Origin of the sequence: Mesorhizobium huakuii, assembly GCF_014189455.1 — a bacterium.
GTDB lineage: Bacteria > Pseudomonadota > Alphaproteobacteria > Rhizobiales > Rhizobiaceae > Mesorhizobium > Mesorhizobium huakuii_A.
Genome location: NZ_CP050299.1, coordinates 528,511 through 553,077, shown reverse-complemented (window position 1 = coordinate 553,077; position 24,567 = coordinate 528,511). Strand labels below are relative to the sequence as shown.

17 protein-coding genes and 6 pseudogenes are annotated in these 24,567 nt (G+C 61.1%); 1 reads left to right on the top strand and 22 read right to left on the bottom strand.

Translation table 11 applies throughout. The features are described from left to right. Positions 1-28: 28 nt before the first annotated feature. From HB778_RS40310 to queC, 4 genes and pseudogenes are all read right to left on the bottom strand, one after another. Positions 29-1,254 (bottom strand): annotated as a pseudogene (locus HB778_RS40310) (dicarboxylate/amino acid:cation symporter); the annotation flags it as partial. 789 nt (positions 1,255-2,043) lie between these two features. Then, a complete protein-coding gene (queE, locus tag HB778_RS40305) occupies positions 2,044-2,778 on the bottom strand; it encodes a 7-carboxy-7-deazaguanine synthase QueE (protein ID WP_183455159.1) in 735 nt (244 codons plus the stop codon). Beyond that, the gene (queD, locus tag HB778_RS40300) at positions 2,775-3,131 is read right to left on the bottom strand and encodes a 6-carboxytetrahydropterin synthase QueD (RefSeq protein ID WP_123169385.1); all 357 of its coding nucleotides are present in this window, start codon (positions 3,129-3,131) and stop codon (positions 2,775-2,777) included. The genes queE and queD overlap by 4 nt, the downstream gene beginning before the upstream one ends. Next, positions 3,131-3,829, bottom strand: a complete 699-nt coding sequence (queC, locus tag HB778_RS40295) for a 7-cyano-7-deazaguanine synthase QueC (protein WP_183465669.1) — start codon at positions 3,827-3,829, stop codon at positions 3,131-3,133. The genes queD and queC overlap by 1 nt, the downstream gene beginning before the upstream one ends. A gap of 622 nt (positions 3,830-4,451) precedes the next feature. Here queC and HB778_RS40290 point away from each other — a divergent pair. Further along, positions 4,452-4,841, top strand: coding sequence for a hypothetical protein (locus HB778_RS40290; RefSeq protein WP_183465668.1), 390 nt, complete (start codon positions 4,452-4,454; stop codon positions 4,839-4,841). 938 nt (positions 4,842-5,779) lie between these two features. On the opposite strand, the gene HB778_RS40285 is transcribed toward HB778_RS40290, so the two are convergent. The 18 genes and pseudogenes from HB778_RS40285 to hypF form a co-directional block, all read right to left on the bottom strand. Continuing rightward, positions 5,780-5,995, bottom strand: coding sequence for a helix-turn-helix domain-containing protein (locus HB778_RS40285; protein ID WP_244662211.1), 216 nt, complete (start codon positions 5,993-5,995; stop codon positions 5,780-5,782). A gap of 703 nt (positions 5,996-6,698) precedes the next feature. Continuing rightward, positions 6,699-8,521: pseudogene (gene glmS / locus HB778_RS40280) on the bottom strand (glutamine--fructose-6-phosphate transaminase (isomerizing)). A gap of 838 nt (positions 8,522-9,359) precedes the next feature. After that, positions 9,360-10,334, bottom strand: a complete 975-nt coding sequence (locus HB778_RS40275) for a hypothetical protein (RefSeq protein ID WP_183455167.1) — start codon at positions 10,332-10,334, stop codon at positions 9,360-9,362. Positions 10,335-10,536: 202 nt separating this feature from the next. Beyond that, a complete protein-coding gene (locus tag HB778_RS42635; protein WP_244662148.1) occupies positions 10,537-10,722 on the bottom strand; it encodes a DUF2285 domain-containing protein in 186 nt (61 codons plus the stop codon). Positions 10,723-10,796: 74 nt separating this feature from the next. Further along, on the bottom strand, positions 10,797-11,186 hold the full coding sequence (locus tag HB778_RS42630; RefSeq protein WP_244662147.1) for a hypothetical protein: 390 nt from the start codon (positions 11,184-11,186) through the stop codon (positions 10,797-10,799). A gap of 322 nt (positions 11,187-11,508) precedes the next feature. Further along, the gene (locus tag HB778_RS40265; RefSeq protein ID WP_183465666.1) at positions 11,509-12,900 is read right to left on the bottom strand and encodes a TolC family outer membrane protein; all 1,392 of its coding nucleotides are present in this window, start codon (positions 12,898-12,900) and stop codon (positions 11,509-11,511) included. A gap of 783 nt (positions 12,901-13,683) precedes the next feature. Continuing rightward, positions 13,684-13,848, bottom strand: coding sequence for a helix-turn-helix transcriptional regulator (locus tag HB778_RS42625; protein WP_244662210.1), 165 nt, complete (start codon positions 13,846-13,848; stop codon positions 13,684-13,686). 42 nt (positions 13,849-13,890) lie between these two features. Further along, a pseudogene (locus HB778_RS42620) lies at positions 13,891-14,238 on the bottom strand (autoinducer binding domain-containing protein); the annotation flags it as partial. A gap of 41 nt (positions 14,239-14,279) precedes the next feature. Continuing rightward, positions 14,280-15,129 (bottom strand): annotated as a pseudogene (gene panC / locus HB778_RS40255) (pantoate--beta-alanine ligase). A 7-nt stretch (positions 15,130-15,136) separates the two neighbouring features. After that, positions 15,137-15,706, bottom strand: coding sequence for a dCTP deaminase (gene dcd, locus HB778_RS40250; protein ID WP_183455169.1), 570 nt, complete (start codon positions 15,704-15,706; stop codon positions 15,137-15,139). A gap of 575 nt (positions 15,707-16,281) precedes the next feature. Continuing rightward, positions 16,282-16,536: pseudogene (locus HB778_RS42615) on the bottom strand (ATP-binding protein); the annotation flags it as partial. 1,477 nt (positions 16,537-18,013) lie between these two features. Further along, positions 18,014-18,151, bottom strand: coding sequence for a hypothetical protein (locus HB778_RS40240; RefSeq protein WP_183465665.1), 138 nt, complete (start codon positions 18,149-18,151; stop codon positions 18,014-18,016). Between the two features lie 12 nt (positions 18,152-18,163). Continuing rightward, on the bottom strand, positions 18,164-19,225 hold the full coding sequence (locus HB778_RS43355; protein ID WP_348524807.1) for an enoyl-CoA hydratase-related protein: 1,062 nt from the start codon (positions 19,223-19,225) through the stop codon (positions 18,164-18,166). A gap of 195 nt (positions 19,226-19,420) precedes the next feature. Further along, a complete protein-coding gene (locus HB778_RS43350) occupies positions 19,421-19,741 on the bottom strand; it encodes a formyltransferase family protein (RefSeq protein WP_348524806.1) in 321 nt (106 codons plus the stop codon). 89 nt (positions 19,742-19,830) lie between these two features. Further along, on the bottom strand, positions 19,831-20,883 hold the full coding sequence (gene hypE / locus HB778_RS40230) for a hydrogenase expression/formation protein HypE (protein ID WP_183465664.1): 1,053 nt from the start codon (positions 20,881-20,883) through the stop codon (positions 19,831-19,833). Then, positions 20,880-22,037 (bottom strand): hydrogenase formation protein HypD, encoded by a 1,158-nt coding sequence (gene hypD, locus HB778_RS40225; protein ID WP_183465663.1) that lies wholly within the window; start codon positions 22,035-22,037, stop codon positions 20,880-20,882. Before hypD ends, hypE begins: the two co-directional genes overlap by 4 nt. Further along, entirely contained in the window at positions 22,034-22,264 is a 231-nt protein-coding gene (locus tag HB778_RS40220; protein WP_183465662.1) for a HypC/HybG/HupF family hydrogenase formation chaperone, read from the bottom strand. Before HB778_RS40220 ends, hypD begins: the two co-directional genes overlap by 4 nt. Then, positions 22,255-24,532 (bottom strand): annotated as a pseudogene (gene hypF / locus HB778_RS40215) (carbamoyltransferase HypF). Before hypF ends, HB778_RS40220 begins: the two are co-directional and overlap by 10 nt. Between the last annotated feature and the right edge of the window lie 35 nt (positions 24,533-24,567).

The following is a 24,567-nucleotide window of genomic DNA, read 5'->3' as shown; positions in this document are numbered from 1 at the left end:
TGCCGATCGAACGTCATCCGGCTCGCCCCCAGCGGGCGAGGACGAGCGAAGCCACCGCGTTGCCAACGACATTCGTCAGCGCCTGGCATTCGGACATGAAGCGGTCGACGCCAAGGATCAGCGCCATGCCGGCGAGCGGGGCGGTCGGGATGACAAAGAGCGTTGCAGCCAAAGTGACGAAGCCTGCAGCGGTAATGCGAGTTGCTCCTTTCGAAGGGAGCATGGCGACGAGAAGCAGCAGGATCCGATCGCCAATCGAGAGATCGAATTCGTCGCCTGGGCGATGAAGAGGGCCGCCAGCGTCATGTGGATATTGGTGCCGTCCAGGTTGAAGGGATAGCCGGTCGGGACGGCTAGTCCCACGACGGAACGCTTGGCGCCGGCCTTCTCCATCTTCTCCATGATCGAGGGCAGCGCGGCCTCCGAGGAGGACGTTGCCAGGACAAGCAGCAGCTTTTCCTTGATGTAGCGAATGAGAGAAAAGATCGAGAACCCGTTGTAACGGCAGACCGCGCCGAGAACGCCGAACACGAAAAGGAAGGCGGTGAAATAGGACGTCCCGACCAGCATCGCGAGGTTAACGATCGACCCGATGCCATATTTGCCGGTGGTGAAGGCCATCGCGCCGAAAGCCCCGATCGGGGCGGCCTTCATCAGCAGGCTGACGAGCTTGAAAATGGGGGCGATCAGTGCCTGAAGGAAGCAAACGACAGGCTTGCCCGTCTCTCCTACCGTGGCCAGGGCGATGCCGAACAGAACCGAGAAGAACAGGACCTGCAGGATGTCGCCTTGCGCGAAGGCGCCGACGATCGTCGACGGGATGATGTTCATCAGGAAGCCGGTGACGGACTGCTCGTGGGCCTTCGCGGCATAGGTATTCACGGCCTGGACGTCGAGCAAGGCCGGATCGATGTTGAGGCCGGCGCCCGGCTGAACGACATTGGCGACGACAAGGCCGACGATAAGTGCGAGCGTCGAGAAGGTGAGGAAATGGACCATCGCCTTGCCGGCAACTCGGCCGACCTTCTGGAGATCGTTCATGCCGGCGATGCCGGTCGCAATTGTCAGGAAGACGACAGGCGCGATGATCATCTTGACAAGCTTGATGAAGGCATCACCGAGCGGCTTCGCGCTTTCGCCGATCCCCGGATAGAAATAGCCGAGTGCGACGCCGAGGGCGATGGCGGCAAGCACCTGCACATAGGGCTTGGCGTAGAAGGCCTTGCGAGGCGCCGCGTACCGCGCTGCGGACATGTGGAGCTAACACCATTTCTCTCCCCAACCGGATAGGGGCCGGGCGCTTCGTCCCATCCCAGGCTTCTCGCATCGCGGCACTCCGGTCGAACGCCGCTGCCATGTCGGTCGCAAGCGCCGTGCCAAATTGGCGGCGCGAGACACGCGCCGGACCTCACGCCGTGCTTGTGCGGATTTCTGCACACGCCGCTGGCGCGTGCCCTTATCGAGAGAAGGGCCGAGTGTCGGGGATTGGAGGTCGCTCTGGGCGCTGCAGGCAGCCTGGCAGCGGCCAAGCGATTGCCGCTGCGACCGCGTATAGTCTGGCGCTCCACAAAATGACGGTAGTCGACCGGCCGCGTCGCGACATAGGCCCCAAGCTGCGCTCCTGGCGCGCGATCGCTGTGCTGCCGCCGCACCGCGGTAGCGACGCGCCAACCTTTGGGTGGGCGCAGTGGTTGTCGGTCGTGGACCTGCATGCGGTGATGGACATGGAGTTCTCGCGCCAGGTTGCCAACGGTCTTGTGATTTGTGCCGTAGCGTTGGCCCGCGTCCTCAGGCCGTGTTGACCATGATGTATTGCTCGATGGATCGCCTCTGTCGTCGTGATGCTCCCGCGCACAATCTGGCCCATCGCGCATCCCTGAATTCGGACCACAAGGATGCCCCATCAAAGTCGGATCAAACTCGGCTGGCCACGCTCTTTGTGCCGGTACCATAATTCCGCAAGTACCCCAACAACGCCGTCAATGGGGGCCGACCCGGCTAACCGAAGATCCGCAGACGCAGTTCCAGTGCGAAAGGCGCAGGCTAGACGGCCCTCTTGTTGCCCCACAGCAGAACGTGCAGCTGCGGCAGCACGCGGGCGTCGAACCACCTGTCGCCGGTTACCTTTTCAACCAGCCACTCCATGCGTTTCATTATTCCGTCCAGATCGACAGACGCGTCTTCGTTGCCAGGACGGGGCGGCGTGTGATTGCCGGGTTGCAGGTAAACCGGAAGGCGCGGAAATCGCTCCGCGGCGCCTTTCGCGTAGGCGTAGTCGCTCTCGTCGAAAACAACGAGCTTGAGCACGATCTGCGGCTTCTCCTGCGCCGCATCGACGCACGCCTCGAGAGTGGCCCAATCGGTCCTCATTTCGCTTGAAGGCGGCTTAGGGCTGAGGACCAGCACGTCAAGGTCGGCAAACCAGTCCCTGACCACCGAACCTTGGGTCTCGAGCGCAAAACGGTAACCTTCACCATGGCCTCGCTCGATGAGCGCACGAAACGGCTGAATGGCCGGATTGCCGCCTGACAGCGACACCATCACTGGCCGGCCACCGGAAAGCGTAACGACGGTTTGCCATACCGCGTCGATTGGCATCATCTCCCATTCATGGCGGAATTGATTGTCCACCGCATGGAGACTGTCGCACCAGGAACAGCGATAGTCACACCCGCCGGTTCTGATGAAGACCGTCGGCAAACCGATGAGCACGCCCTCGCCCTGGATCGTCGGCCCGAAAATCTCGCTCACGCGGATAGCGGGATGCGTATCGGTCATGGCCGGTATTCCGCCCAGGTTTTCGGCGTTTCGCTCACCCGCACGGCCGAGGTTTCGGGCAGGCGTGCCTTGCACCATAGATAAAAATGTCTGGCCAGGCATTCCGCGGTGACTTGCTCATGTCCGAGCACGTCGTTGAGATGTCGGTGGTCGAAGCTCTCGTCGATATAGCGTTTGAATGGCGCCAAATCGTGATAGTCGCGCACGAAACCGTTGTCGTTCAGTCCATTCGCTGAAAGCTCCACTTCGACGATGTAGTTATGCCCGTGCAGGCGCGCGCATTGGTGATCGGGCGGCAACGAGGTGAGCTGATGCGAGGCCGAGAAGTGGAACTCCTTGGTGATGCGGAACATTATGCGGTCCTCCTTCGCAGCGCATCGAGCCAGAAGTCGGAGTCCTCGTAGTCGGTGGGGTCCAGGTGCCCAGAGAGATGAAACGCCTCGCGCCGCTCGACGCAGGTCCCGCACCTCCCGCAGTGACGCTCGGCGCCCTTGTAGCAGGACCAGGTCTGTGCAAAGGGCGTGCCGTATGTTGCTCCATCCCTAACGATGTCCGCCTTCGTGAGATTCACATAGGGCGCATAAAGGCGAACCTTCGCGTAGCCGTCGAGCGCGCGGTCTTGCATCATCTGGAAAGCGTCGATGAAGGCCGGACGGCAGTCGGGATAAATGAAATGATCCCCACCGTGCACGGCAGTCGCCACCGCTTCGACCTTGTGCGCGGCGGCGAGACCGAAGGCGGTGGCCAACATGATGGCGTTCCGGTTCGGCACTACCGTGACCTTCATCGTGTCTTCGGCGTAGTGCCCATCCGGCACATCCACACTATCGGTCAGCGCGGAGCCGGAAAGGCCGCGGCCGATTTGGCGGATGTCGATGCTGCGATGCGGGACGTTCAGGCGTTCAGCGCAAAGGGCGGCGAATCCCAATTCCTTCCGGTGCCGTTGGCCGTAATCGAAAGATAGGAGGCCGGCGAGCTCGTACTCCGCTGCCACCTTGTGAGCAAGAGTAACGGAGTCCAATCCGCCGGAGCAGATGACGAGAGTTTTCATCGTTGGGTCCTTGTTTTAACCGGGTAGGCTGCGACCGGAGATTTCTCTGCGCTCCTAGTACTTCAGGAAATCCATTTTGTGAAGTGAACGGGGGACAAGTTTCATGCGCGGACGTGCCGCTGTGTGCAAGGCGCGCTCAGGCGGTGAGCCTACAGGGAACACGGACTAGAAACGGACGCTTCAGTGGATGTTCAAAGGCGAGCGTACCAGAATATGCTCTGAAGGAGGTCCCGGATCTTCGGAAAACAGGGTTCTCGACGCTTCGATCAAGCGCCCGGCGGTGCCGAGCTTCGAGGGACGCCACGCGAGGGTTTCATGTACAAGACGGCCCGAGGATGGGCTTGCCGCAAAGAACGGATTTACCAGGTGGGATTTTTCGCAGCCGCGCCGAAATGCAGATGTCTGGAATGATTGACATCAATTGTCGCGGCAACTTGGCTGGCCGGCTCTTCGGGTTCCGTAGATCCCGCGCATTCCGCTTCAGGATCGGTTCGAACCGGAGCACGCCCTCGGTCAGTGGCCAACCGGCAAACCCAAACTAAATGATCGGTCGTGAGCCGACATCTGTGAACAAGCCGTGTGCGTCGATTGCAATGACCCCTGTGTTACGTGCAGTTACCTTATGGCCGTGAATGAACTGGATTTGATGGTTTTCCAGATGGCGGTCGAAAGCGTCCGCTCTCTCTCCTTAAGCTTCGCTGAAAAAGCCGCGGAGATAGCCACCAGGAGCCGCGGTATCCTGCTTTTCGACGTACGGGTCGACGGTGACGCGGAGGTCCAGCGGGTCGCAGCCATCCGATATCTGGGCGACCGAACCGGCGTGCTGGCGTTGGACAGACAGGGCCTTGTTACCCACCGTTGCATCGTCAATGGTACTTTCTCACATCTCATTGCGCCATTGGAAAACTGGAACAGCATGCCTTTGTCGATGCAGGCCAAGATCGATGCCAACGGCCATGCCAGTCTCTTCCTAGGGGCCTTGCGAAATGCCGGACATATGCTGGGCAGCTAGCATTTGGCTAGAACCATCTGTGGATTTTTGCATGCGGCATCGTTGCCGGCACTGCCGGCATGATTGTCGTGCTCGAAAACGGCTCCGGCGGCCTATTTTTTTGCAAAGTCGAATGTCCCGATTCCGAAGCCAAGGAAGACACCGACCACAGCGAAGAATAGTAACAACAGGGGCGACGCTAGCCGCCCTGCCCTTTTCAAGCAGGCAAATGGCACGTGGGTGAGCATCAGAACTGGCGGCACCCATGGTGATCGGCTTTCCTCGCTGGAGGAAGCGCCTCGGGCGCCAGGCAGAGGCGGAAGCGACGGTCGAACACTGGCTGGCTGCTCGGGATCTGATCGAGGCGTAGTCGGACAAGGAAACGTTGTGCCCTATGTCTACGTTAGAAGCGCGCCGGCAGCCTGGGCGGGGGCTTGGGGTTAGACTGCCGGCGCACGCCACTCATGAAGAGCGGCCCCTTTTCGCGGTTCCGACACCCATAGTCAACCCGGCAGTGTCTGGGTGCCCGCTGTGCTCTTGTCAGAGCGGCGCGATGTCGGCCGTGTCGGCCGATCCTGCCCAACTTGGTGGGCCGCTCTCGTCGGCCAACCTGATGCTCCAGCCGGTATCGCGTTGCCGACCAGCATGAGTTCGCCGTTAGCAATCCTTCGTCACGAGCCGATGCTATCGTGCACGTGTCGCAGCACTCCGGGCGGCGATATCGCCTAAGACAGTATGAAGATGAAGCGTTCCAACTTCATATTCGGCGAACCCTTGTGCAATTCCTGACTCGGACAGTTGGACGAGAATTCTCTTGGCGGTACTGCGCCAGAAGGCATTCGCGTCTCCCCGTTCTTCGTTTCCAGGACCCGGGCGCTCTTTTTTTGACGTTCGACTATCCGTCGCAAATTACACATCACAAGGAGCGGATCTTCCACTCATTTGCAGATTATCCGACATCACGCGGCGTCCGATATGTCCGACTCTGCCTCAAGAATTCCCACAGGTATGGACAGTGATCTCGCTATCCGATCCCGATAACCCTTGTTGTACCTCAGACCCGACTCGATGTTTTGGATTTCCTCAGCGGCAAGCCCGCACGCCACTGCGAGGTCCTCGATCGAATATCCAAGGTGCTCACGATAAGCGCGGATGATGTGGGTCCCCTGCGACATAGCCGTCAAGACTGGCTCGGGACTGCGCGAATCCTTCATAGACACCTCCAAGAAGATAAGGAGCGCCTGATAGATCGGGAGATTTCCTCCCGGACCTGGCGCGCACCCAGCAAATCAAAAAAATGGACGTCGATTCGGCCGGACCGGCCTCATCCATAAAATGGGCCACCTGAAATGGACAGCCAAGTCGGAATATGGCGGCTCACCTGCTTCTGATCAAGTTTCAAGAACCTGCCTGCCCTGAGATGGCCCGATCAACTGTACCGCATTCGTCCTGCGATCCCACGCGACTCATCCTCGCCCAAGGCATTCTTGAACAGCAACTCGAACTCCCCTGCCTCCGCCTCCAGCACCGTCCACCCAGCCTAGCGGACGCTGATACCTTCGACCAATGTCCGCCGCCGATGCAGCGAAAAACGCGCTATGTTTGAATCACACATCGATTACCGCTGTTAACCAAATTTTTTAAGCCGCCGATGCTTATTCGCAAACTGAAAGGATGGGGCGGCCGAGGATACAGCCGAAAGGGCCGCGGGCTTCTGTGCTGACGTCGGCTTGAGCAAGCTCAATCCGGCTGCCCTGCGCAATTGCCCGACCTGCCGAAAAAAGGATGGCGATTGTTGGATTTCATCCGAGCTTCAGTTCTAGACACGTGTTGGCGCTTTCGGATGGACGAGCATCGCCACCTATAAAAACGTCACAGTCATTCGACGGTGACCGATTTTGCGAGATTGCGCGGCTGGTCGACATCTGTGCCCATGAAGAGCGCCGTGTGGTAGGCAAGAAGCTGTATCGGCAGCGAGAAAATCATCGGAGCGATAATCTCGTCGACGGCCGGCAGCACGATCGTGTGCATAGTGTCGAGTGTCGATGCGGCCGCCCCTTTTTCATCGGTGATGAGGATAATCCGCCCGCCACGGGCAGCCACTTCCTGCATGTTGGAGACGGTCTTTTCGAAAAAGCGATCATGTGGCGCGATAACGATAACTGGCATGTTCTCGTCTATCAATGCGATCGGACCGTGCTTCAACTCACCCGCCGCGTAGCCTTCGGCGTGGATGTACGAAATCTCCTTGAGCTTCAGCGCACCTTCCATCGCCAGCGGGAAACTGGTGCCGCGGCCAAGATACAGGACGTCACGACACTTTGACAGTTGACGCGAGAGGAACTCGATCTGTGGCTGGATGCTGTTGAGTACCTGCCCCATGACGCGCGGCACTTCGGCGAGGCTCCTGACGAGCGCCTGCACCTCGTCTTCGGTTACGGTTCCGCGGGCCCTGGCGGCGGCGATGGCGAGTGCGGCAAGAACGGCAAGCTGGCAGGTGAAAGCCTTGGTGGAGGCGACGCCGATCTCCGGTCCGGCAAGGATCGGGAAGACCGCATCGGCCTCCCGAGCGATGGTCGATTCGCGGGCATTGACGATGGCGCCAATTTTCAGCCCAAGCTCCCTGCAGTATCTCAGCGATGCCAGCGTATCGGCGGTTTCGCCGGACTGCGAAATGAAAATAGCCGCCGACTGCGGCGACAACGGGATTTCGCGGTAACGGAATTCGGACGCAACGTCGATTTCAACCGGCAGGCGCGCATAGCGCTCGAACCAGTATTTTCCGATCAGTCCGGCGAGATAGGCGGTGCCGCAGGCAGAGATCGCCAAGCTCGGGATTCTGGAGAAATCGATGCCAGAAACCATGTCGGCGCGATTCTCTATGATGTTGATATAGTGACCGAGCGCATGCGCGATGACCTCGGGCTGCTCGTAAATTTCCTTCTCCATGAAGTGGCGATGGTTGCCCTTGTTGGCGAGATCGGCGCGGCCGTGGAGGTCTGTCGCGGACGCTCGACAGGATGGCCGTCGAAATCGAAGATATCGGCGCCCGTCTTGCCGATTACGGCCCAGTCGCCGTCGATGAGATAGGTAATTTCATTGGTGAAGGGAGCAAGCGCGATCGCATCGGAGCCCAGGAACATCTCGCCGTCCCCGTGACCGATCGCCAGCGGCGGTCCATTGCGCGCCGCCATGATGGTCGATGGATCATCCTCGAAGAGAATGGCAAGCGCGTAGGCGCCCCTGACACGTTTCAACATGGCATGCATCGCCTCACCTCGCCCCATGCCCTCCCGGCGGTGTCTTGCCAAGAGATGCGCGACGACCTCGGTGTCGGTGTCGGTCTGGAACTCGGCTCCCGCCGCCGCCAATTCGTCCTTCAACTCGGCGAAATTCTCGATTATGCCGTTATGGACGACGGCCACACCATCGCTAAAGTGCGGATGCGCGTTGCGTTCAGTCGGTGCCCCATGGGTTGCCCAGCGCGTGTGGCCGATGCCGATGTTGCCGCTCAGCGGCTCTTCCTTCAGTCTCGTCTCGAGATTGACGAGCTTGCCCTCGGCGCGCCGGCGGTGCAAGGCGCCCTCGGTGATCGTCGCAACGCCGGCCGAGTCATAGCCGCGATATTCCAGACGCTTCAACGCGTCGACCAACCGATCCGACACCGGCTGTTGCCCAGCAATGCCAACAATCCCGCACATGCTCGTCTCCGCATTCTTCCCGGCAGCTTTCAGCCCACGTGAGACGACACCCACCCGGCATTCAGGATCTTGTAGTAGTATTTGGTAATATCGGTACAATTGATTGTAAGGATAGCTACCATCCACCCTATGGATAGACCAAGGCGCGGGCCCTGATCTAAACTCCTCGTTGCGCCTGACACTCTCATGACCGAACGCAAGCTCACACCCGCGGCACTAAGCAACAACCTCGGCCGGCCGGCCATGCGCGGCCATCCCGGCTACGCACCTCCCCACACAACCGCCGACGCAGTCCTTTCCCTGAGGTTTCCAATCCACTCGCGTCGGCAGATCGTTAAGGCGCGACGCGCGCTCTGAAGACGCTTTCCATCCAGCTTGACGACGCGGGACTTGAAGACGACGCGCGCTGCCGGAAGTCGGCGAAGCGGTCGCGCCAGCAAGCACGCGGCCGACGCCCGCACCGCGCCCGATCCGGTTATCGTTACAGGCGCCCGTACGCCTGCGTTAGCCCCGCGCCGCCGCGCGCGAGATCGGCCGTTGGCAAGACCTGATGCGGATATTTTGGCGCGGGAGGAGCCGGTTGCATGCATCCTTCCGAGCTCGGTTTAAGCTCATCGTCGCGCATCGACGCCCGGTTTGAGATCGATTCATTCAACTTTGGCAGCTCAGCCGGTCCGCGGAAATCGGAGCCATCGCACCTCGATTCGAACATGCGCTGGCTGGCGCCATGGCGAGACCCATCGCGCCAGCCACATCCAACGGATGTGCAGACAACCGCTTTGGCGCCGAACAGACTGGAATGGCGCCATAGCCTTATTCTTTTCGTGACTTTTCGAAATCAGCGGATCACAGGCTCGCCATGGAAGCGGCGGCGCGATGGAGGAGAAACGCCGAAGCCGACTTCCATCATCAGCCGTGGCCTGCGGGCCGGCACGGTGCCCATATGGAAGCCGAACGGATCCTCGACGAAACCGAGACCGGCCTCCCCGGTCAGCGTGACCGGGCTCTGCTCCCCGTAGACATCCAGAACCTCTTGCGCGGGATGGCCGACGAGAAGCGTAAGCTGGTGCTTGAGGGCGCGGCGGTTATGACTGCCTCGGACATAGACATGGGGGCCGGTGCCCTCGTCGACGGGCATCAGGTAGAAGAAGAACTTCAGCATCCGCCAGTCGTCGAGGTCGAAGTGGTATTTGCCAAGCGAAGCCAGGTTCTTGTCGGCGTCGGAGGCTTGGCCGGTCGGGAAACTCCACCAGACACGCGTGGTGATCAACTTCGCCTGGCCGCCGAGATAGTGCGCGGCGATATCCATGAGCAGCGGATCGTTCTGGATGGCGAGTGCCGCCTTGCAGCCCAGAATGCGCTCGAAATAGTGGCCGCTGAGCAACGGACGGCCAAACCGGACCTCAGCCTCCGCATGCTCCGTCGGCATGAATTCGAGGCGGCGGTCGAAATTGCCGAAGCAAGGTGTGCACCTGGCGAATGCGGCTACATCTTCAGAGACCATTGTTGGCAAGACGAGACCGGAAAAAAGCCCATCCGACCGCAGAGCGTCGACAACATCCTGGCGATTGACGCCAGCAAACATCGTGTCCTGGGCTTTCTGCGACACTCGAACAGGCTTTGCACCACGCCAGTGCATTCTCCGTGCCGGCATGGTGCGGGCGAGCATGAACATCGGCAGCCACGCCGGATTCTCTCGAAAATCTGAGAGATAGGTCGGGATACGCACAGCGATGCGATGGAGCATGCTGCCGTTTCGCGCGATCGCCTCAAGGCTTGCAGCGCCGGCTTTGTCGGGGTGCGTATCGGTCATCAGGGTCCTCGGGGTATGAATGCACTATCAACGAAGCCTTGGTTCTCAGTGCTTCGTCCGTATTACCCAAACCCAATTCCCGCAGCGGAAAGACTAACCGCGCGTCAGGTTTTGTGCAATGCACAATAAGCCCGTCATGGGCGGATGCGGACAGATCCCTGCGTGTTTTGGAATAAGCCAAAATACTAGGCTGTCACCACAATTACACCAGGAACTGTCTGTAGCCGCCGCCCATCAGGTAGCGGCCACTTTGGACGGCGCGACGCACCTGATCGCGAAGATGGCTGCCCGGATGAGACCAATCTTCTTCGACACGCCGTCTCCCGAACAGGGCAATGGCGATCTCCTGGGATGCTCCGGCAAGCGAACCATCCAAAGCCTGGAGCACGATACGCAGACGCCCTCTGCGGGGTTCCGGCGGAAGGCAAGCAGCTACCAGGCGGCCGCAACCATTGATGTTATTCAAAAACTACGGGCAGCAACATGGAACTTCAGGTGCCGCGGCGGCACGATTGCGTCGACATATAGCCGCAATGGGCGGAGAACGGAGGCACCGGAAACGGCGATCTGCAGACTCCGACAGTCCTCCCTCAGCAGCACGTGCTGCACGCCGGCAGGTGTCAGCAGGATGTCCTTGCCGCATGAGAGCGGAGAAAGATCAAGCGGTTCAAAATCGTGGTCGAGCCCAACCGGCTCCGCGGCCGCTCGTAGAATACGGGCGCAGTCGCGCGGATCCCAAAAGAACCTTGCCGACGTGGCGTCCGATTGTGACGCGTCCGCGAAAAAGGAGGAAGCGATCTCAACGCTTGGACGCGGCCTGTGCGCGGTGTCTTCCTTGAGGATGATGTTCAAGTGAACGACTTTCACCGCCGTGTGAGAGCTGATCGCAGGCCTTTAAGAGATTGAGGAATCTCGTGCCTTCTTCGCCTCAGGAGCAGATTTTGTAGGAGGCCAATGAACTTCCGCGTTTGGCGCAAGTGGTGCTTACTAGACTATAGGGCTGCGAATCTGGACGTATCTGATCTCCCCGCCCCGGCATTGACAACTTTTACCGCAGTTTGTCACTGCTGGGAAAGTTGAACAACGTATGATGCTCGAAGTGGGCTTGGATAGCTGCCTTTGCCGTTCTCGACTCCGGCCAAGAGGGATCTTTCGCAGGGCGTGCGTTGATCGGCTAGCGACCGTCCGGCGTGCGCAGGCCGATCCACTTGTCCTTGACCGCGTTGTAATGGTCTTCAGGCTTGTACTTTGTCACGTTCAGGCCAAGGCGCTCGACCGACAGACGCCCGGTCGCCTGTAGGATGGCATAGCTCGCTACCACCACGTCGTGCTCGGCGCTGGCAAGATCGATCTTGCCGGTGATGAGGTCGTTCTGGGCGTTCAACACGTCGAGCGTAGTGCGCTGGCCGACATTGCGCTCCTCGATGACGCCGTTCAAGGCAAGCTGCGCGGCCGCGATCGCCTGCCGGTTGGCCGCGACGCTCTGCTGGGCGGCGGTATAAGCGGTCCATGCCGCGGTCACGGCTTGGCGCACCTGGTCGCGGCTGACGTCGACCTTGATCCTAGCCTGGCTGAGCGATTCCTTGGACTGGCGCACCAATGCTGAAGTGCGGCCACCAGAATAAATGGGGACGGTCAGCGTCGCCCCGATGCTGGCCGAATTGGTTGTGCCTTCCGTTCCCGAGGTGATCACACCGGGCACCGTGTTGCGATAAGCGCTCGAGACGCCGGCGCTTGCGGAAAGCTGGGGCAGCAGCGCGCCTTCGGCCGATTTCACTGAAAACGCCGCCGCGTCAACCAGAAGCCGGGTGGCGAGGATGGCCGGATGCTCGGCTGATGTGATCGCGATTGCCGCATCGAGGCTCGACGGCAGCAATTTTGCCACCGGCGCCGCCGGCCTGAGCTTCCCCGGCTCGTCCCCGACGATCTGACGATAGGTTGCCGCACTTGCCAGCGCCCGCGCGCGGACGGCACTCAACTTCGCCACTGCGTTGGCGCGCTGGGCATCGGCCTGCGCGACGTCGGTGCGCGTGCCTTCCCCAACCTCGAAGCTCGAACGCGCAGCACGCGCCTGTTCGGTCAGGAACTGCAGGTTCTGCTCCGTCAGCACGGCAACTTGCCGGTCGCGAATTACGTTCATATAGGCCTGAGCCGCGTTGAAAAGGGTGTCTTGTTCGGCGTTGCGTAAGCTCTCGACCGAAGCGCCGACCTGCGCTTCGGCAGCCGCGACATTGTTCCTGGTCTGAAAACCGTCGAACAGGGTCTGATCGATTTCGACGCCGAAGTTGCCTTGGGTTAGGCGCACGCTCCGGTTCGAGCCGTTAAGGTGGCTGCTGGAATACTCGATGTCCGCGGAGCCGGTGATGGTCGGACGCCAGCCCGACTTGGCGATGGCCACGCCCTCGTCCGTGACGCGTGTGCCGGCGCGGCTCGAATTCAGCGAAGAATTGTTCTGATAGGCCTTAGATAGGGTTCCGAAGATAGTCTCTGCCGACGCCGTTAACGGCGGTAGGATGCTAGCAGAGCAAAAAATAATGGCAAAAATGCTGTTGCGTACAGTCGGCACAAACATATCCCTCATTTTATTTCGTCATGGCAACTGCGCCGCATCGGCGGTCGCGATTAACCAGCCGACACGACGTCTCGGGGCCCTTCAGGCTCGATGCTTGCGCATAGAGAGAGCCACCCGAGCGACCCTTTTCATTCCGGTCATTCTGCGTAAAATCGATTGTTTTGATGGAAACCCATCTACATGATGGATATCAACGGAACCAACCGCAAGCTGGAGGCATGGCGGTACAGCGGATCGGCGATCGCAATAAAGTTCACTATCCGGGAGACCGTCATTCGCCTCCGACGGCGGGACTGGTTCGAGAACCAAGGTCGCCAAAATCGCCGAGCGCATTGCCGCCCGCTGGGCCGATTTTCGCAAGATGCCGCAAATGCCTTCAAGCGGGACGGAACAAAGCACCAATCTTGCCGACAAGGCGCGCAAGGTCGGTATCCCGGTGTGGCGCATCGGAGGCGGCAGCGCTTAGCCTTGGCCTTGCACTAAGTGCCGCCGCCAAGAATCTGCGAGCTTCTGCTGGCGATCAGCCAGATGCGGGACGCTTCGGCGTAAGTTCACGCTTTGCTGCCCTTCGTGAGCCCAATTCACCATCTGGTCGCCTCCGTGCGGGATGTGTTTCCGCCATCGAAGGACAAAGCCGCTGGTGATGCAGTCTGTAGACGTTTACAGCTATCGCGGTGGAAGGGATCAGAACTCGCCTGACCGGAGGCAGCCAGCCGTGCGACGGCCTGGTTGACCGTTCCCACGCCGAGCTTTGCTTTGGCGTTTTCAGATGTAAGGTCAGGTGCGCTTTGAGACGCCGAGGATCTGGCTGACGCCCCAAGGCGACTTGCCGCGCGCCGTCCATTTCAGGCATTCGAACTCTCGCGGGTTGAGCGTTGCGCCATCCACCACGTGATCGTTGGCGAGCCTGCGCCGCACATGGATATGAAAGTTGATCGCCACCAGCTGCGATGCCTTTTCATAACGTGGCAGTGACCGCAAAGAGGCGGACGCGACTCGTCGGAAGCAAAGGTCAGCGCCTGCAAACCGGCCGCGATGATCATGCATTGACATCGTCAATCCGCCGCGGATGCCAAACTGAGTGGCACCCTCCAGAATTCGTTGCTATGACGTCGGCAGACACTGCCGAGCGCGATCCACGCCCCAATCAAAAGTATCCCAGCCTTGCAGCCCGCGCAGGATCACCGGATCAAGGCTGTGGTTCCGCTGCTGCAGATAACGTGGCCAGCGCGAAGGGTAGTTTGAGATCAAGCGCGGCGCATCGCCGGGGACCGACGGGTAAACAAAATAGGCGAAGAGCGGAAAGTCGAAGCCCGCGGCGGCGGACGCCATGTTGCGGCGCGCTACTGAACGCCGGGTAATCATCTAATTTCTCAAAAAACCGGTGATGTTCTGACGTTGTCGATGAGCCGTGTTTCGCCGAGCCACGCTGCAAGTAGGCGCGCCGGTCGGTCAAGGCTTGTCATTGGCTGTAGATCTGTTCCCCCGCGAAGCTCCAGGTATTGATGTCGCGATAGCCTGCCGCCAGAATTGCCGCGTGCGCTTCGGCAAGCATTGGCAGGACGGGAGAGCCGCGCGCAAGCGGCTCAGCCGTCTCGATCAGGACCGATGCGAGTTTTGGGGCGATGGCGCGCTCCGCTGGCGAGAGCGGGGCATTGCGCGACGATAGCGCAAGACCATCGGCTTCGAGGACTGTCGGACAAGGCACCACGGTGATCGGAATATCCAGATCCTGGACCATGCGCCTGACGAGCTGAAGCTGCTGGAAATCCTTTTCGCCGAAAAGGACGAAATCAGCGCCGGTTTGCACGAAGAGCTTGGCAACGACGGTCGCCACGCCATCGAAATGGCCCGGCCGAAACGCGCCGCACAGGCCCTCGCTGATAGCCGCCACCGAAACGGTCGTGGCGAAGCCCGCAGGGTGCATCTCCTCTGCATCCGGCACATAGAGGAGGTGTGCGCCCGCGGCACGAGCTTTGCCGCGTCTTGGTTTTCCGTCCGGGGATAGGCGGCAAGGTCGGCAGCATTGTTGAACTGCTGGGGTTGACGAACAGCGTCACGATGACCCGATCAGCGCTTCTGAAGCGCTGCACGCACGAGGCTCAGATGTCCTTCATGCAAGGCCCCCATGGTCGGTACCACCGCGACACTTGCGCCCGAGCGGTGCCATCCTGCAACAACAGTGCGAAACTCGGCAACGGTTCGAACGATCGGCACGCTCATGCGTGGGTTAGCCCTTCTTTGCGCCGGCCATCTGGCCCGCAAATCGGCCTTTGTACCCCTGCACGGGCGTCCCAAGAGTTTGCTCGAAGATAAGTTGGCAAACCCGCATACCGGTCCGCAGTCGAATTGGCATAACGTTATGATTGACCATCTCAAGCCGGATGCGTCCAGTAAATCCAGCGTGGATTGTGGGAGCGGTGAGATGAACCCCGATTCCAAGTCGAGCAAGGGAACTCTTGCCTTCGACTCTGGCTGCGAGTCTCGAATGGAACGTGAGAGCTATATATTCTTCCGTCCAGCCTAAAACCATATCGTTAGGTTGAAAGTCGTAGCCCTTTTTATCATCAATCTCAATCTCGGTAGAGATATCACCAAATACAGCTTCGTGATCGTATTCTCTGTTAGATGGATCGATACAGATGTCTACGCCCCCTTTGGGGCGCTTAAAGATAGTCAGTATCTTATCTAGGCGTAGGTCGAGGCTGGTTGAACTGTACTGTTCCTCGCCAGGGGTCGGCTCGACTATGATGGCCTTACTCTCTAGAGCAATTTGAATTTCCCTGTCTGTAAGTATCATTGTCGTGCCTCCCCCAAGCGGCTTTTTGCTTAGATCACGGATTCAACCGGAACCCAAACTCTCCATGACCCTTTCAACGTTTCGCGGGGTAGTTCCACTAGGTATTTGTGATCGGAATGGTTGATCGGATACCCGATATCAAGTGTATCGCTTTCAACTGCGCGACGGCTGACAACCAGTCGTTCCTCCCCCTCCATTGTCTTTACGGAAACCATCACCTCGCTAGGGTGACCTCCACTTCCCAATGTTTTGACCTTAACCCGCATGTCTTTCTCCCTTTTTGATTTTTTCCAAGTTGATCAGTCCATCAGTGATTCGGATACGCTGCCGCCATCATCACGTCACATTCTCCTTGTGCGTGCCTTTCGAGTCACAGGGAACAGAACAAGAACACTTTGATCTAATTTGTCAGTTAGGCGAATCACAACGTGTTTCAAGTGTCGCCGCTGCCGGGTTAATGGACCGTTCGAGGGATCGCCACCCTTAAGATGAAACGTAATCGACCCGCCTTGTGGAGGGGCGGGTCTTGTAGCGCTCTTTCCACAACGGGAACAAAATGGCAACGGAGGGCGTGCGGGCCTCTGACTTGTGACGATGGTTGAGCGTCGTTCGCAGCGGTCCTCAATGATCTCCAGGAGATCGCGACGTTGGTTGTCATTGAGCTTTTTCGGTCCCCGGTCATCGAGAATCAGGAAGTCGGTCTTGGGAAAAGATTTGAGGATCTTGCCGTATGGCCCGTCGGCATTGCACCCGCGAGGGCGGCGAACAGGAACCCGATGCTCGGCGACGGAGAAATCTTCGCGGCAGGCCTTGTGGCCGAGAGCAAGCCATGGCTACCATCTCGAGCCGCGTGTCCGATGGCAGCGGCGGCGAAGCCTAATACATAGGAGCTGCCGCCTGCCGTTATGTCGAGAGATCGTCACTTACTTGTTTCGCCGAGATGTCTGCGCTACTCTGACGGGCACGTCTTTCAAAGTCTCTACGGTGCGCGCCGCCGTCTGTACCCGTGGTTTCTCTCACCTAATACCCCTGGCGTCCATGGTCGTCTGATCTCGGGGCAAGGAACACCGGGGCGGAGGTCTCTTATTCCACCATGCGATCGGATTCAGCACTTGCTGAAAACTGCCAGTTCGACATGTTTCACTGGATAATTGAAGCCCTTGCCGAGGCTTGCAAGTCTCGGGCGCATGTCGCACCCGCCGCCAGCTCTCATCTGCTGCGCGCTTCGGCCTGTGGACAGCAGACAGCGAAGCCTCCACGGCCGCGAAAATCTCGCGACGGCGGCTCGATACCGGGACCGGACCGCCATTTTGGGGAGGTGATCTGTGCAGGTACCTGGCGTGGAACACGCCATGCATCTCCTGACCGCATCATTGCCAACGCCCTCCTACAGTCCGGCCGAGCCTCCCGACCGCCCGATCGGTGATGACGATCCCCTTTGAAGAATAGCCTCTTTTGAAGAGTGTGACGGTCTGCGCCGTCTTACCGTGTTTCAGCCCTTGCCGTGGCCTCCTGACGCACACGGCGAAGCGCTGTCATTGTACCGTGCAACACCCACTGAAAATACGACAGGCGGATCACAATAATCAGGTCTGGGCTAAAGATTTTTCGCGCAGACCACGAAAAAAGAAACGACAGCTCTTGGTCTTCACGCCGCCGCTTGGACTTAGTTGGAGAGAGGCCGGCCATTCCGAAGTGGCTTAGTTCCCGCTCTTTGACCCGGCATCGTCGCCGAGATGTCGACGGGCGTGTTGTAGAGCGCGCCTTTTCTACAATTAAGTAGCAACTGCCACCGGCGAGCGGAGGTGGCTAAGCGTGAACGTCCGGCAGCGGGAGAGAGCAGGAAGTGCTGGTTGCCCAATATTTCCACCTCCAGATCGGGCGCGGCTTTGCGAGGCTGTGGAATGACGGCGTGCAAGTTGTCGGAGACCACGTTCAGTTCCCTGGAAGATACGCGATATGAGGAAACGTCGCCGGGGTCGGCGAGCGGAAGGTCAGCGTTGTCGTAATCGTATGGCCCTGAACATGCGGCGGACCCATACCAAGGGCATGGATGGGAGCGGATCGGTTTCTAAAGTTGGTGGAAGTGATCACCTGGCGATCGTTCAGATAACTGACGTTTTGTCCTTTTATCTGAACGGCGAGAGCCCTAACGGCGTTTTGTTCGGCGGTTGGACGACCTCGAACTGACCGAGATGTTCTCGCACGATGCGGTCTACGGCCTTCGGAGTTCGGAGCGTCTTACGGTGAAAAGGACTGGTCAAGGGTTCGGACGCGCTTGTCGCGCCAAGCATGGCACGCAACTCATCACAGACCTCGCGGAGAAAGCCCGAGGTCGTTGCGCGCGGCGATGACCTGGAATTCATCGGATAGAACCCGCTGGATAGCCTTCGATGAATACACCTCGTCGCCGACCACGAGAACGGTTGAGAGCGCGTTCGTCATCGCATAGTGCTCCTACCGGTCCGAATGGTCGGCGTTCGCGCGGTGGACAGCGAGCGTGACGGGCGTACGGGACTTGGGCGTCTTGCGGATGAAATTGTAGCGCGCCACGTGATAGCTCGGGTCGAAGCCGTAGAAATTGCGCCGCATCCGCCGCAGTTCCTCTTCCCTATAGGCGGCAAGCGGTTTCTCGGCCTCGTCGCCAGCGCGGCGCGCCCGTTTGGCAGCAATCCGCCGGGCAAGATCGGGAGAGGCCGCGAGTTCGGCGGCAGCGCGGAGCAGTTCCCAATCGGCCGATTCTACATTTCCCGGCAAGCGCCGGGTGGCAAGCCCCAGTTCAAGCGCCTCGTCGACCCCCATCGGCAGCCTTGCCTGGGTCACGCGGCGGGCTCGGTCCTCGCCGACCCGAGCCGGCAGCAGATAGGTCCAGTATTCCGAGCCGTAGAGATTGCCCATGTCCTTGTAGTGCGGATTGAGGATGACGCCCCCGCGCATCCAGACTTCGTCGGCGGCAAGCGACAGGAAGACGCCGCCAGCCCCGGCATTGCCGAGCACCGCGGCAATAACCAGTCGGTCATCGGTTTCGATGATCTCGCGCACCAAGTCGTTCATCGCGTTTATGCTACACCAGGTTTCGTCGGCGGCGCTGTCGGCGCCCTCGATGATGCCGAGATGGATGCCGTTCGACCAGCGATCCGCGTCGCCCCGCAGCACAAGAACCGGAAGCGTGGGTGCCTTGGCCTCGTGATCGCCTTGCGCAAGGTATCGCAATCTTCCGACGACATCGCGCCGTTGTGGAAGCGGAATTCGTCCGACGCCGTTCTCCTCCCGGTAACGGCAGGGTTCGGGACCTTCGATGATGGGCTGATCGTTTGCTTCGGCACCGAGCAGCCGGAGCGCCGGCAGTTTCAGCGAGTGGGAATCCGGTCGCCGGAGATGGCCGACCCACAGCGCCCCCTCACGCAAGGCCATGGCGAGAGCGTGCCGGGAACGGCCGATGAGCACGCCGGCAGGCCCCGGAACTCCTTCCGCACGCTCGGCGTCAAACACCAGGAAAGTCTGTCCGGCGATCGTCATCGTAGCGCCGGGATCTCCGTCCGACGCCCGGATGATGCGTAGCGCTTCCTCGGCCGAGTGTCGGGTCGAGGATACGGTCGGACCTCCGGCAGGCGGGTCGCTCGCACCCCGTGCCCCAGTTCGCCGGCAGTGCCGCCCCTTCCCTGCGCTCGATGCGGCCGATCGCTTCGAAGACGCAGGCTACGGCAGCCTGGGTCACGTCATGTCGGTAGAGGCTCGACTTCCGAGCGGGGCGCATCGGAAATTCCGCCCAAGCCAGACGGCCCCCGCATCCATCTCCTTCTGGGCCTCGATCAGTGTGACGCCCCAGGTCGCTTCGCCGTCGAGGATCGCCCAGTCGAGGGCGCTCGGGCCGCGATCGCCACGGATGCCCGGATGGACGATCAGGCAGAGCGTTCCGCGCCAGACAACGGCCGGGATCGGCCGCTTGAGGAAGGGCGCGATCACGAGGTCCGGCGAAAAGAGAGCGACCGCCTCGCGAGTGAAGTCGTCATGGATGTCGAGCTCGACCGTCACTTCGTGACCAGCCCGTCTCAGGTCGACATGCAGGCGCTGGAGAGCGAGTTGAAATTGTGGCAGAGAAGCAGGATGCGCATCACCCTCTCTTAGCAGATCCGGGGCAGTTGTTCGCCCGACAGCCAGTCGACAATCCGGCCGCCGCCAAACGAGGTCGTCATCTGGACAAAGCAGTTGTCGTCGGCCACGACGTGGCCGACCAGCGCCGCCTCACCGCCAAGCGGATGGGCGCGCATCGCCGCGAGCACGGCGTCAGCGCCCTCCGGCGCCACGACTGCTACCAGTTTCCCTTCATTGGCGACATTGAGCGGATCGAGGCCGAGGAACTCGCAGGCTGCAGCCACTTCCGGTTTGAGCGGGATCTTGTCTTCGTCGATGCGGAAGCCGACCCGCGATTGGCTGGCGATCTCGTTCAGCGTCGCGGCGATGCCGCCGCGCGTCGGATCGCGCATTAGCCGGATATGTGCCCCGCCAGCCGCGACCATGTCTGCTACCAGTCCGTGCAGGGCCGCGCTGTCGGAGACGATGTCGGTGTCGAATTCGAGGTTCTCGCGTTTCGACATCACGGCGACGCCATGGTCTCCAATCGAGCCGGAAATGATCACCGCATCGCCGGGCCGGGCGGCGTCCGACCGGAGATCGAGCCCGTCCGGAACCATGCCGACGCCGGCGGTCGAGATGAAGACGCCGTCGGCCTTGCCGCGCTCGACGACCTTGGTGTCGCCGGTGATGATCGGCACGCCGGCCTCGCGCGAGGCGGCGCCCATGCTCTGGGCGATGCGCTCGAGATCGGCGAATGGAAAACCCTCCTCGATGATGAAGCTTGCCGACAGATAGAGCGGTACCGCGCCCGCCATGGCGATGTCGTTGATCGTGCCATGCACGGCGAGGGTGCCGATATTGCCGCCGGGGAAGAAAAGCGGCGAAACGACGTAGCCGTCCGTGGTCATCACCATCCGCCCGCCAGGCACCGAAAAGGCCGACTGGTCGTTGCCAGCCCTCAGCCAGTCATTGTCGAAAGCCTCGTAGAAAACGCCCTCGATCAACTGGCCCATGGCGCGCCCGCCGGCCCCGTGCGAAAGGTCGACACGGCCGTTCGCGACATCGAGCTTGCGCCTGTAGGCCTTGATCATCAGGTTCATGCGACCGCCCTCCCCCCATCCACCTGCCGCGCCTTCTCGCGGAAGCGGCCATAGGTCCAGTGCGCGGCGCAGGCGCCCTCCGACGACACCATGCAGGAGCCCATCGGTGTATCGAGCGTGCAGACCGTGCCGAACAGCTTGCAGTCGGCCGGCCTCTTCACGCCGCGCAGGATCGCGCCGCATTCGCAGGCCGGGTTGTCCTTCGCGGCGGGCGTCACCATCGAAAAGCGCTTCTCGGCGTCGTAGGCCACATACTTCGGCCGGAGCCGCAGCGCGCCATAGGGCACTTCGCCGAGACCGCGCCATTCGAAGCTCTCGCGCAGCTCGAAGAAATTCGCCACCTCCGCCTGGGCCTTTTCGTTGCCGAGCGCTGTCACGCCGCGAATATACTGGTTCTCGACCTCGTGCCTGCCGTCGTTGACTTGGCGCACCAGCATCAGGATCGCCTGGATGACGTCGAGCGGCTCGAAGCCCGCCACCACCACCGGCTTCTGGAATTCCCCGGCGAAGAATTCGTAAGGTTCGGTGCCGATGACGGTCGAGACATGGGCAGGGCCGACGAAACCGTCGATCTTGATCGTGCCGAGCTTGCGAACGTCAGGGCTTTCCAGGATGTTCTGGATCGCCGGCGGCGTCAGCACGTGATTGCAGAAGATCGAGAAATTGCCGAGCCCCTTGGCTATCGCCGCCTTGAGCGCGAGCGCGGTCGGTGGCGTCGTGGTCTCGAAGCCGATGGCAAAGAACACCACTTCGCGTTCGAGCTCGGCCTCGGCGATCCTGAGCGCATCGAGCGTGGAATAGACCATGCGGATATCGGCGCCGGCCGCCTTGGCCTTCAAGAGGCTCGATCCGTTCGAGCCCGGCACGCGCATCAGGTCGCCATAGGTGCAGAGCGTGATCTCCGGCCGCATGGCGAGCGCGATCGCCGCATCGATACGGCCGATCGGCAGCACGCAGACGGGACAGCCCGGTCCGTGGATCATCCGCACATTGGCCGGCAGCAGGTCCTCGAGACCATAGCGGGAAATAGCATGCGTATGGCCGCCGCAGAACTCCATGAAGTGATAGGAACGCGCCGGATCGGCGAGAGCGGCGATCTGCCGGGCGATATCCTTGGCGAGCCTGCCGTCGCGATATTCGTCGATATATTTCATGCCGCATCTCCCATGGCAGCAGCTTCTCGGATGAGGGCGAGTGTCCTTTCCGCCTCCTGCGGATCGATCTTCGCGAGCGCATAGCCGACATGAAGGAGGAGATAGTCGCCGGGCCGGAGATCGTCGATCAGCGCGGTCGAAACGATCTTCGAGACGCCGTCGAGCGTGACCTTCGCCATGTTGTCGGGCAGTACTTCCTTGACCTGGACCGGTATCGCTAGGCACATGTCCGGCTACCCTGCGCTGATGCATTCTCGTTCATGATGACCTGCCGCGCATGGGCGGCCTGGCCGAGCGCGATGCCGCCATCATTGGCCGGCGCGAGACGTGGCAAATAAGGCTTGAGACCGCGGTCCCGAAGCGCTTGCGCAAGTCCGGCCGCAAGGACCCGATTCATCAAGCATCCGCCGCCGAGCGCGACCTGCGGGATGCCGAGGGGTGCCGCTTCCCCCGCGGCCCATTCCGCAAGTCCCGCGATCAGCGTACCGTGAAAGACATCGGCCGCGTCAGCGCCGCTCAGTCCTTCCCGCGCAAGATGCAGGATGAGGGGCCGGAAATCGAGCACCCCGTCCCGGATTGCATAGCCGTCGCAGAGACAGCGCGGCGCCCGGACCAGGGCCTCGAGCTCCATCGCCGCCTGCCCTTCGTAGCTCTGGACGAGACGAACGGCTGCTATCGCCGCTGCGGCATCGAAGAGCCTGCCGAGGCTGGTTGTCCGGGACGGCTGCATACCGCGTTCGAACATCGCCGTGAGCTGCACAACACCCCGATGACCTGGCCAGAGCTGCGACGCGAAATCAATGCATCCGGCCTCCTGCAGGGCTGCCACCCCCCATGCGCCAAGGCTCACGCGCCGCGCGGTCGCCACCGGGCAGCGGCAGCGATGTAAGCGATCCCGCTCGGCGCCAATGATCCCCGTCGGCGATGAACATTTCGCCCCCCCAACTCGTGCCATCGGCGCCGAAACCGTGGCCATCGAGCGCAAGCCCGAGAACCGGGCCTGAAAGCCGATACTCCGCCACCACGGCCGCGACATGGGCGACATGATGCTGGACTGCGACGACCGGCAGGCCCAGGCTCTCTGCCATCCGCACCGAACGGAAATCCGGATGCAGGTCCGAGGCCGCGAATTCCGGCTTCACGTCCAGGATCGAACAGAGATGGGTGATCGCCTCGCGCTGGAAACGGATCGCCTCGGCATTGTTGAGGCCGCCTATATGCTGCGAGAGAAAGGCCTCGTGCCCACGTGTGACGCAGATAGTGTTCTTGAGGTCGGCGCCGGTGGCGATCACCGCAGGTCCATCCTCGCCGAGATCGACGGGCTCGGGCACGAAGCCGCGGGCGCGACGGATGAACGCGGGGGCGCCATCGATGACCTGCATGACGGAGTCGTCGGCGCGGACGGTGATGTCGCGATCATGGGTGACGATCAGATCCGCAATCGCGGCAAGGCGGCGCTCGGCGTCGGCGTTGTCGGCCACAAGGGGTTCACCACCGGGATTGGCGCTGGTCGCGACCAGCGCTGAAGGTCGGTGCGGCGAATGGCAGGCGAGTTCGGCGAGCAGCACATGATGCAGTGGAGCATAGGCGAGCATCAGCCCAATCCGCGCGAGGCCGGGCGCGATGAGGTTGGAGAGCGCACCGGCACGTGCCTCGACCACCACGATCGGGCTCGCGGGCGAGGCCAGCAAGGCTTCTTCGGCTTCGCTCAGTCGTGCGAACTGCCGCGCCGCCTCGATGCCGGCGACCATGACGGCAAACGGCTTCTGGTCACGAGCCTTGCGCAGCCGGAGGAGATCGATCACTGCATCGTTGCGGGCGTCGCAGAGCAGGTGGAAACCGCCTATGCCCTTGAGCGCGACGATGGCGCCGCCTTCGAGCCGCGCCGCAATCTCCGCGATCGAATGGCTCAGACTCGGGCCGCAATCGGGGCAGGCGACCGGCTCGGCATGGAAGCGCCGGTTCTCCGGATCGATATAGTCCGAGGCACAGGCCCGGCACATCGGAAACGATGCCATCGAGGTCTGCGTCCGGTCATAGGGCAGCGCGCGAGTGATGGTGAAGCGCGGGCCGCAATGGGTGCAGTTGACGAAGGGATAACCGAAGAAGCGGCTCGCGGGATCGGTCAGCTCACACCGGCATTCGGCGCAGGTCGCGGCATCCGCGCCAATCCGGGTCGCGCTCTTGCCGCCAAGGCTCTCGATGATCTCGAACCGCTCGCCACCGGCTGGCGAGAGTTCGAGCACGTGGATCGAGTCGATGCGGGCGAGCGGCGGCGCCTGGGTCCGGATCGCATCGGGAAAGCGGCCCGCATCCGGACCCTCGATCTCTATCAGCACGCCGGCACTGTCGTTCAGCACGAAGCCAGAAAGCCGCATAGTCCGCGCGAGCCTGTAGGCGAAGGGCCGGAACCCGACGCCCTGCACGGCGCCGCGTACCCGGAGCCTGAGCCGCCGGATCGGGTTTTCGATCGGTCGTGCGAGCGCCCTCCCCATGGTTCATGCCACCTTCGGTCACGCGGCCCGGTGGG

Bases quoted from the DNA above. Each gene is read 5' to 3' on its own strand.
- queE (WP_183455159.1), bottom strand. From the start codon at position 2,778: ATGACCGATACGCATCCCGCTATCCGCGTGAGCGAGATTTTCGGGCCG.
- HB778_RS40290 (WP_183465668.1), top strand. From the start codon at position 4,452: ATGGCCGTGAATGAACTGGATTTGATGGTTTTCCAGATGGCGGTCGAA.
- HB778_RS40275 (WP_183455167.1), bottom strand. From the start codon at position 10,334: ATGACCGATACGCACCCCGACAAAGCCGGCGCTGCAAGCCTTGAGGCG.
- dcd (WP_183455169.1), bottom strand. From the start codon at position 15,706: ATGATACTTACAGACAGGGAAATTCAAATTGCTCTAGAGAGTAAGGCC.
- HB778_RS40285 (WP_244662211.1), bottom strand. From the start codon at position 5,995: ATGTCGCAGGGGACCCACATCATCCGCGCTTATCGTGAGCACCTTGGA.
- queD (WP_123169385.1), bottom strand. From the start codon at position 3,131: ATGTTCCGCATCACCAAGGAGTTCCACTTCTCGGCCTCGCATCAGCTC.
- queC (WP_183465669.1), bottom strand. From the start codon at position 3,829: ATGAAAACTCTCGTCATCTGCTCCGGCGGATTGGACTCCGTTACTCTT.
- HB778_RS43355 (WP_348524807.1), bottom strand. From the start codon at position 19,225: ATGACGATCGCCGGACAGACTTTCCTGGTGTTTGACGCCGAGCGTGCG.
- hypD (WP_183465663.1), bottom strand. From the start codon at position 22,037: ATGAAATATATCGACGAATATCGCGACGGCAGGCTCGCCAAGGATATC.
- HB778_RS40240 (WP_183465665.1), bottom strand. From the start codon at position 18,151: ATGACGAACGCGCTCTCAACCGTTCTCGTGGTCGGCGACGAGGTGTAT.
- hypE (WP_183465664.1), bottom strand. From the start codon at position 20,883: ATGAACCTGATGATCAAGGCCTACAGGCGCAAGCTCGATGTCGCGAAC.
- HB778_RS40220 (WP_183465662.1), bottom strand. From the start codon at position 22,264: ATGTGCCTAGCGATACCGGTCCAGGTCAAGGAAGTACTGCCCGACAAC.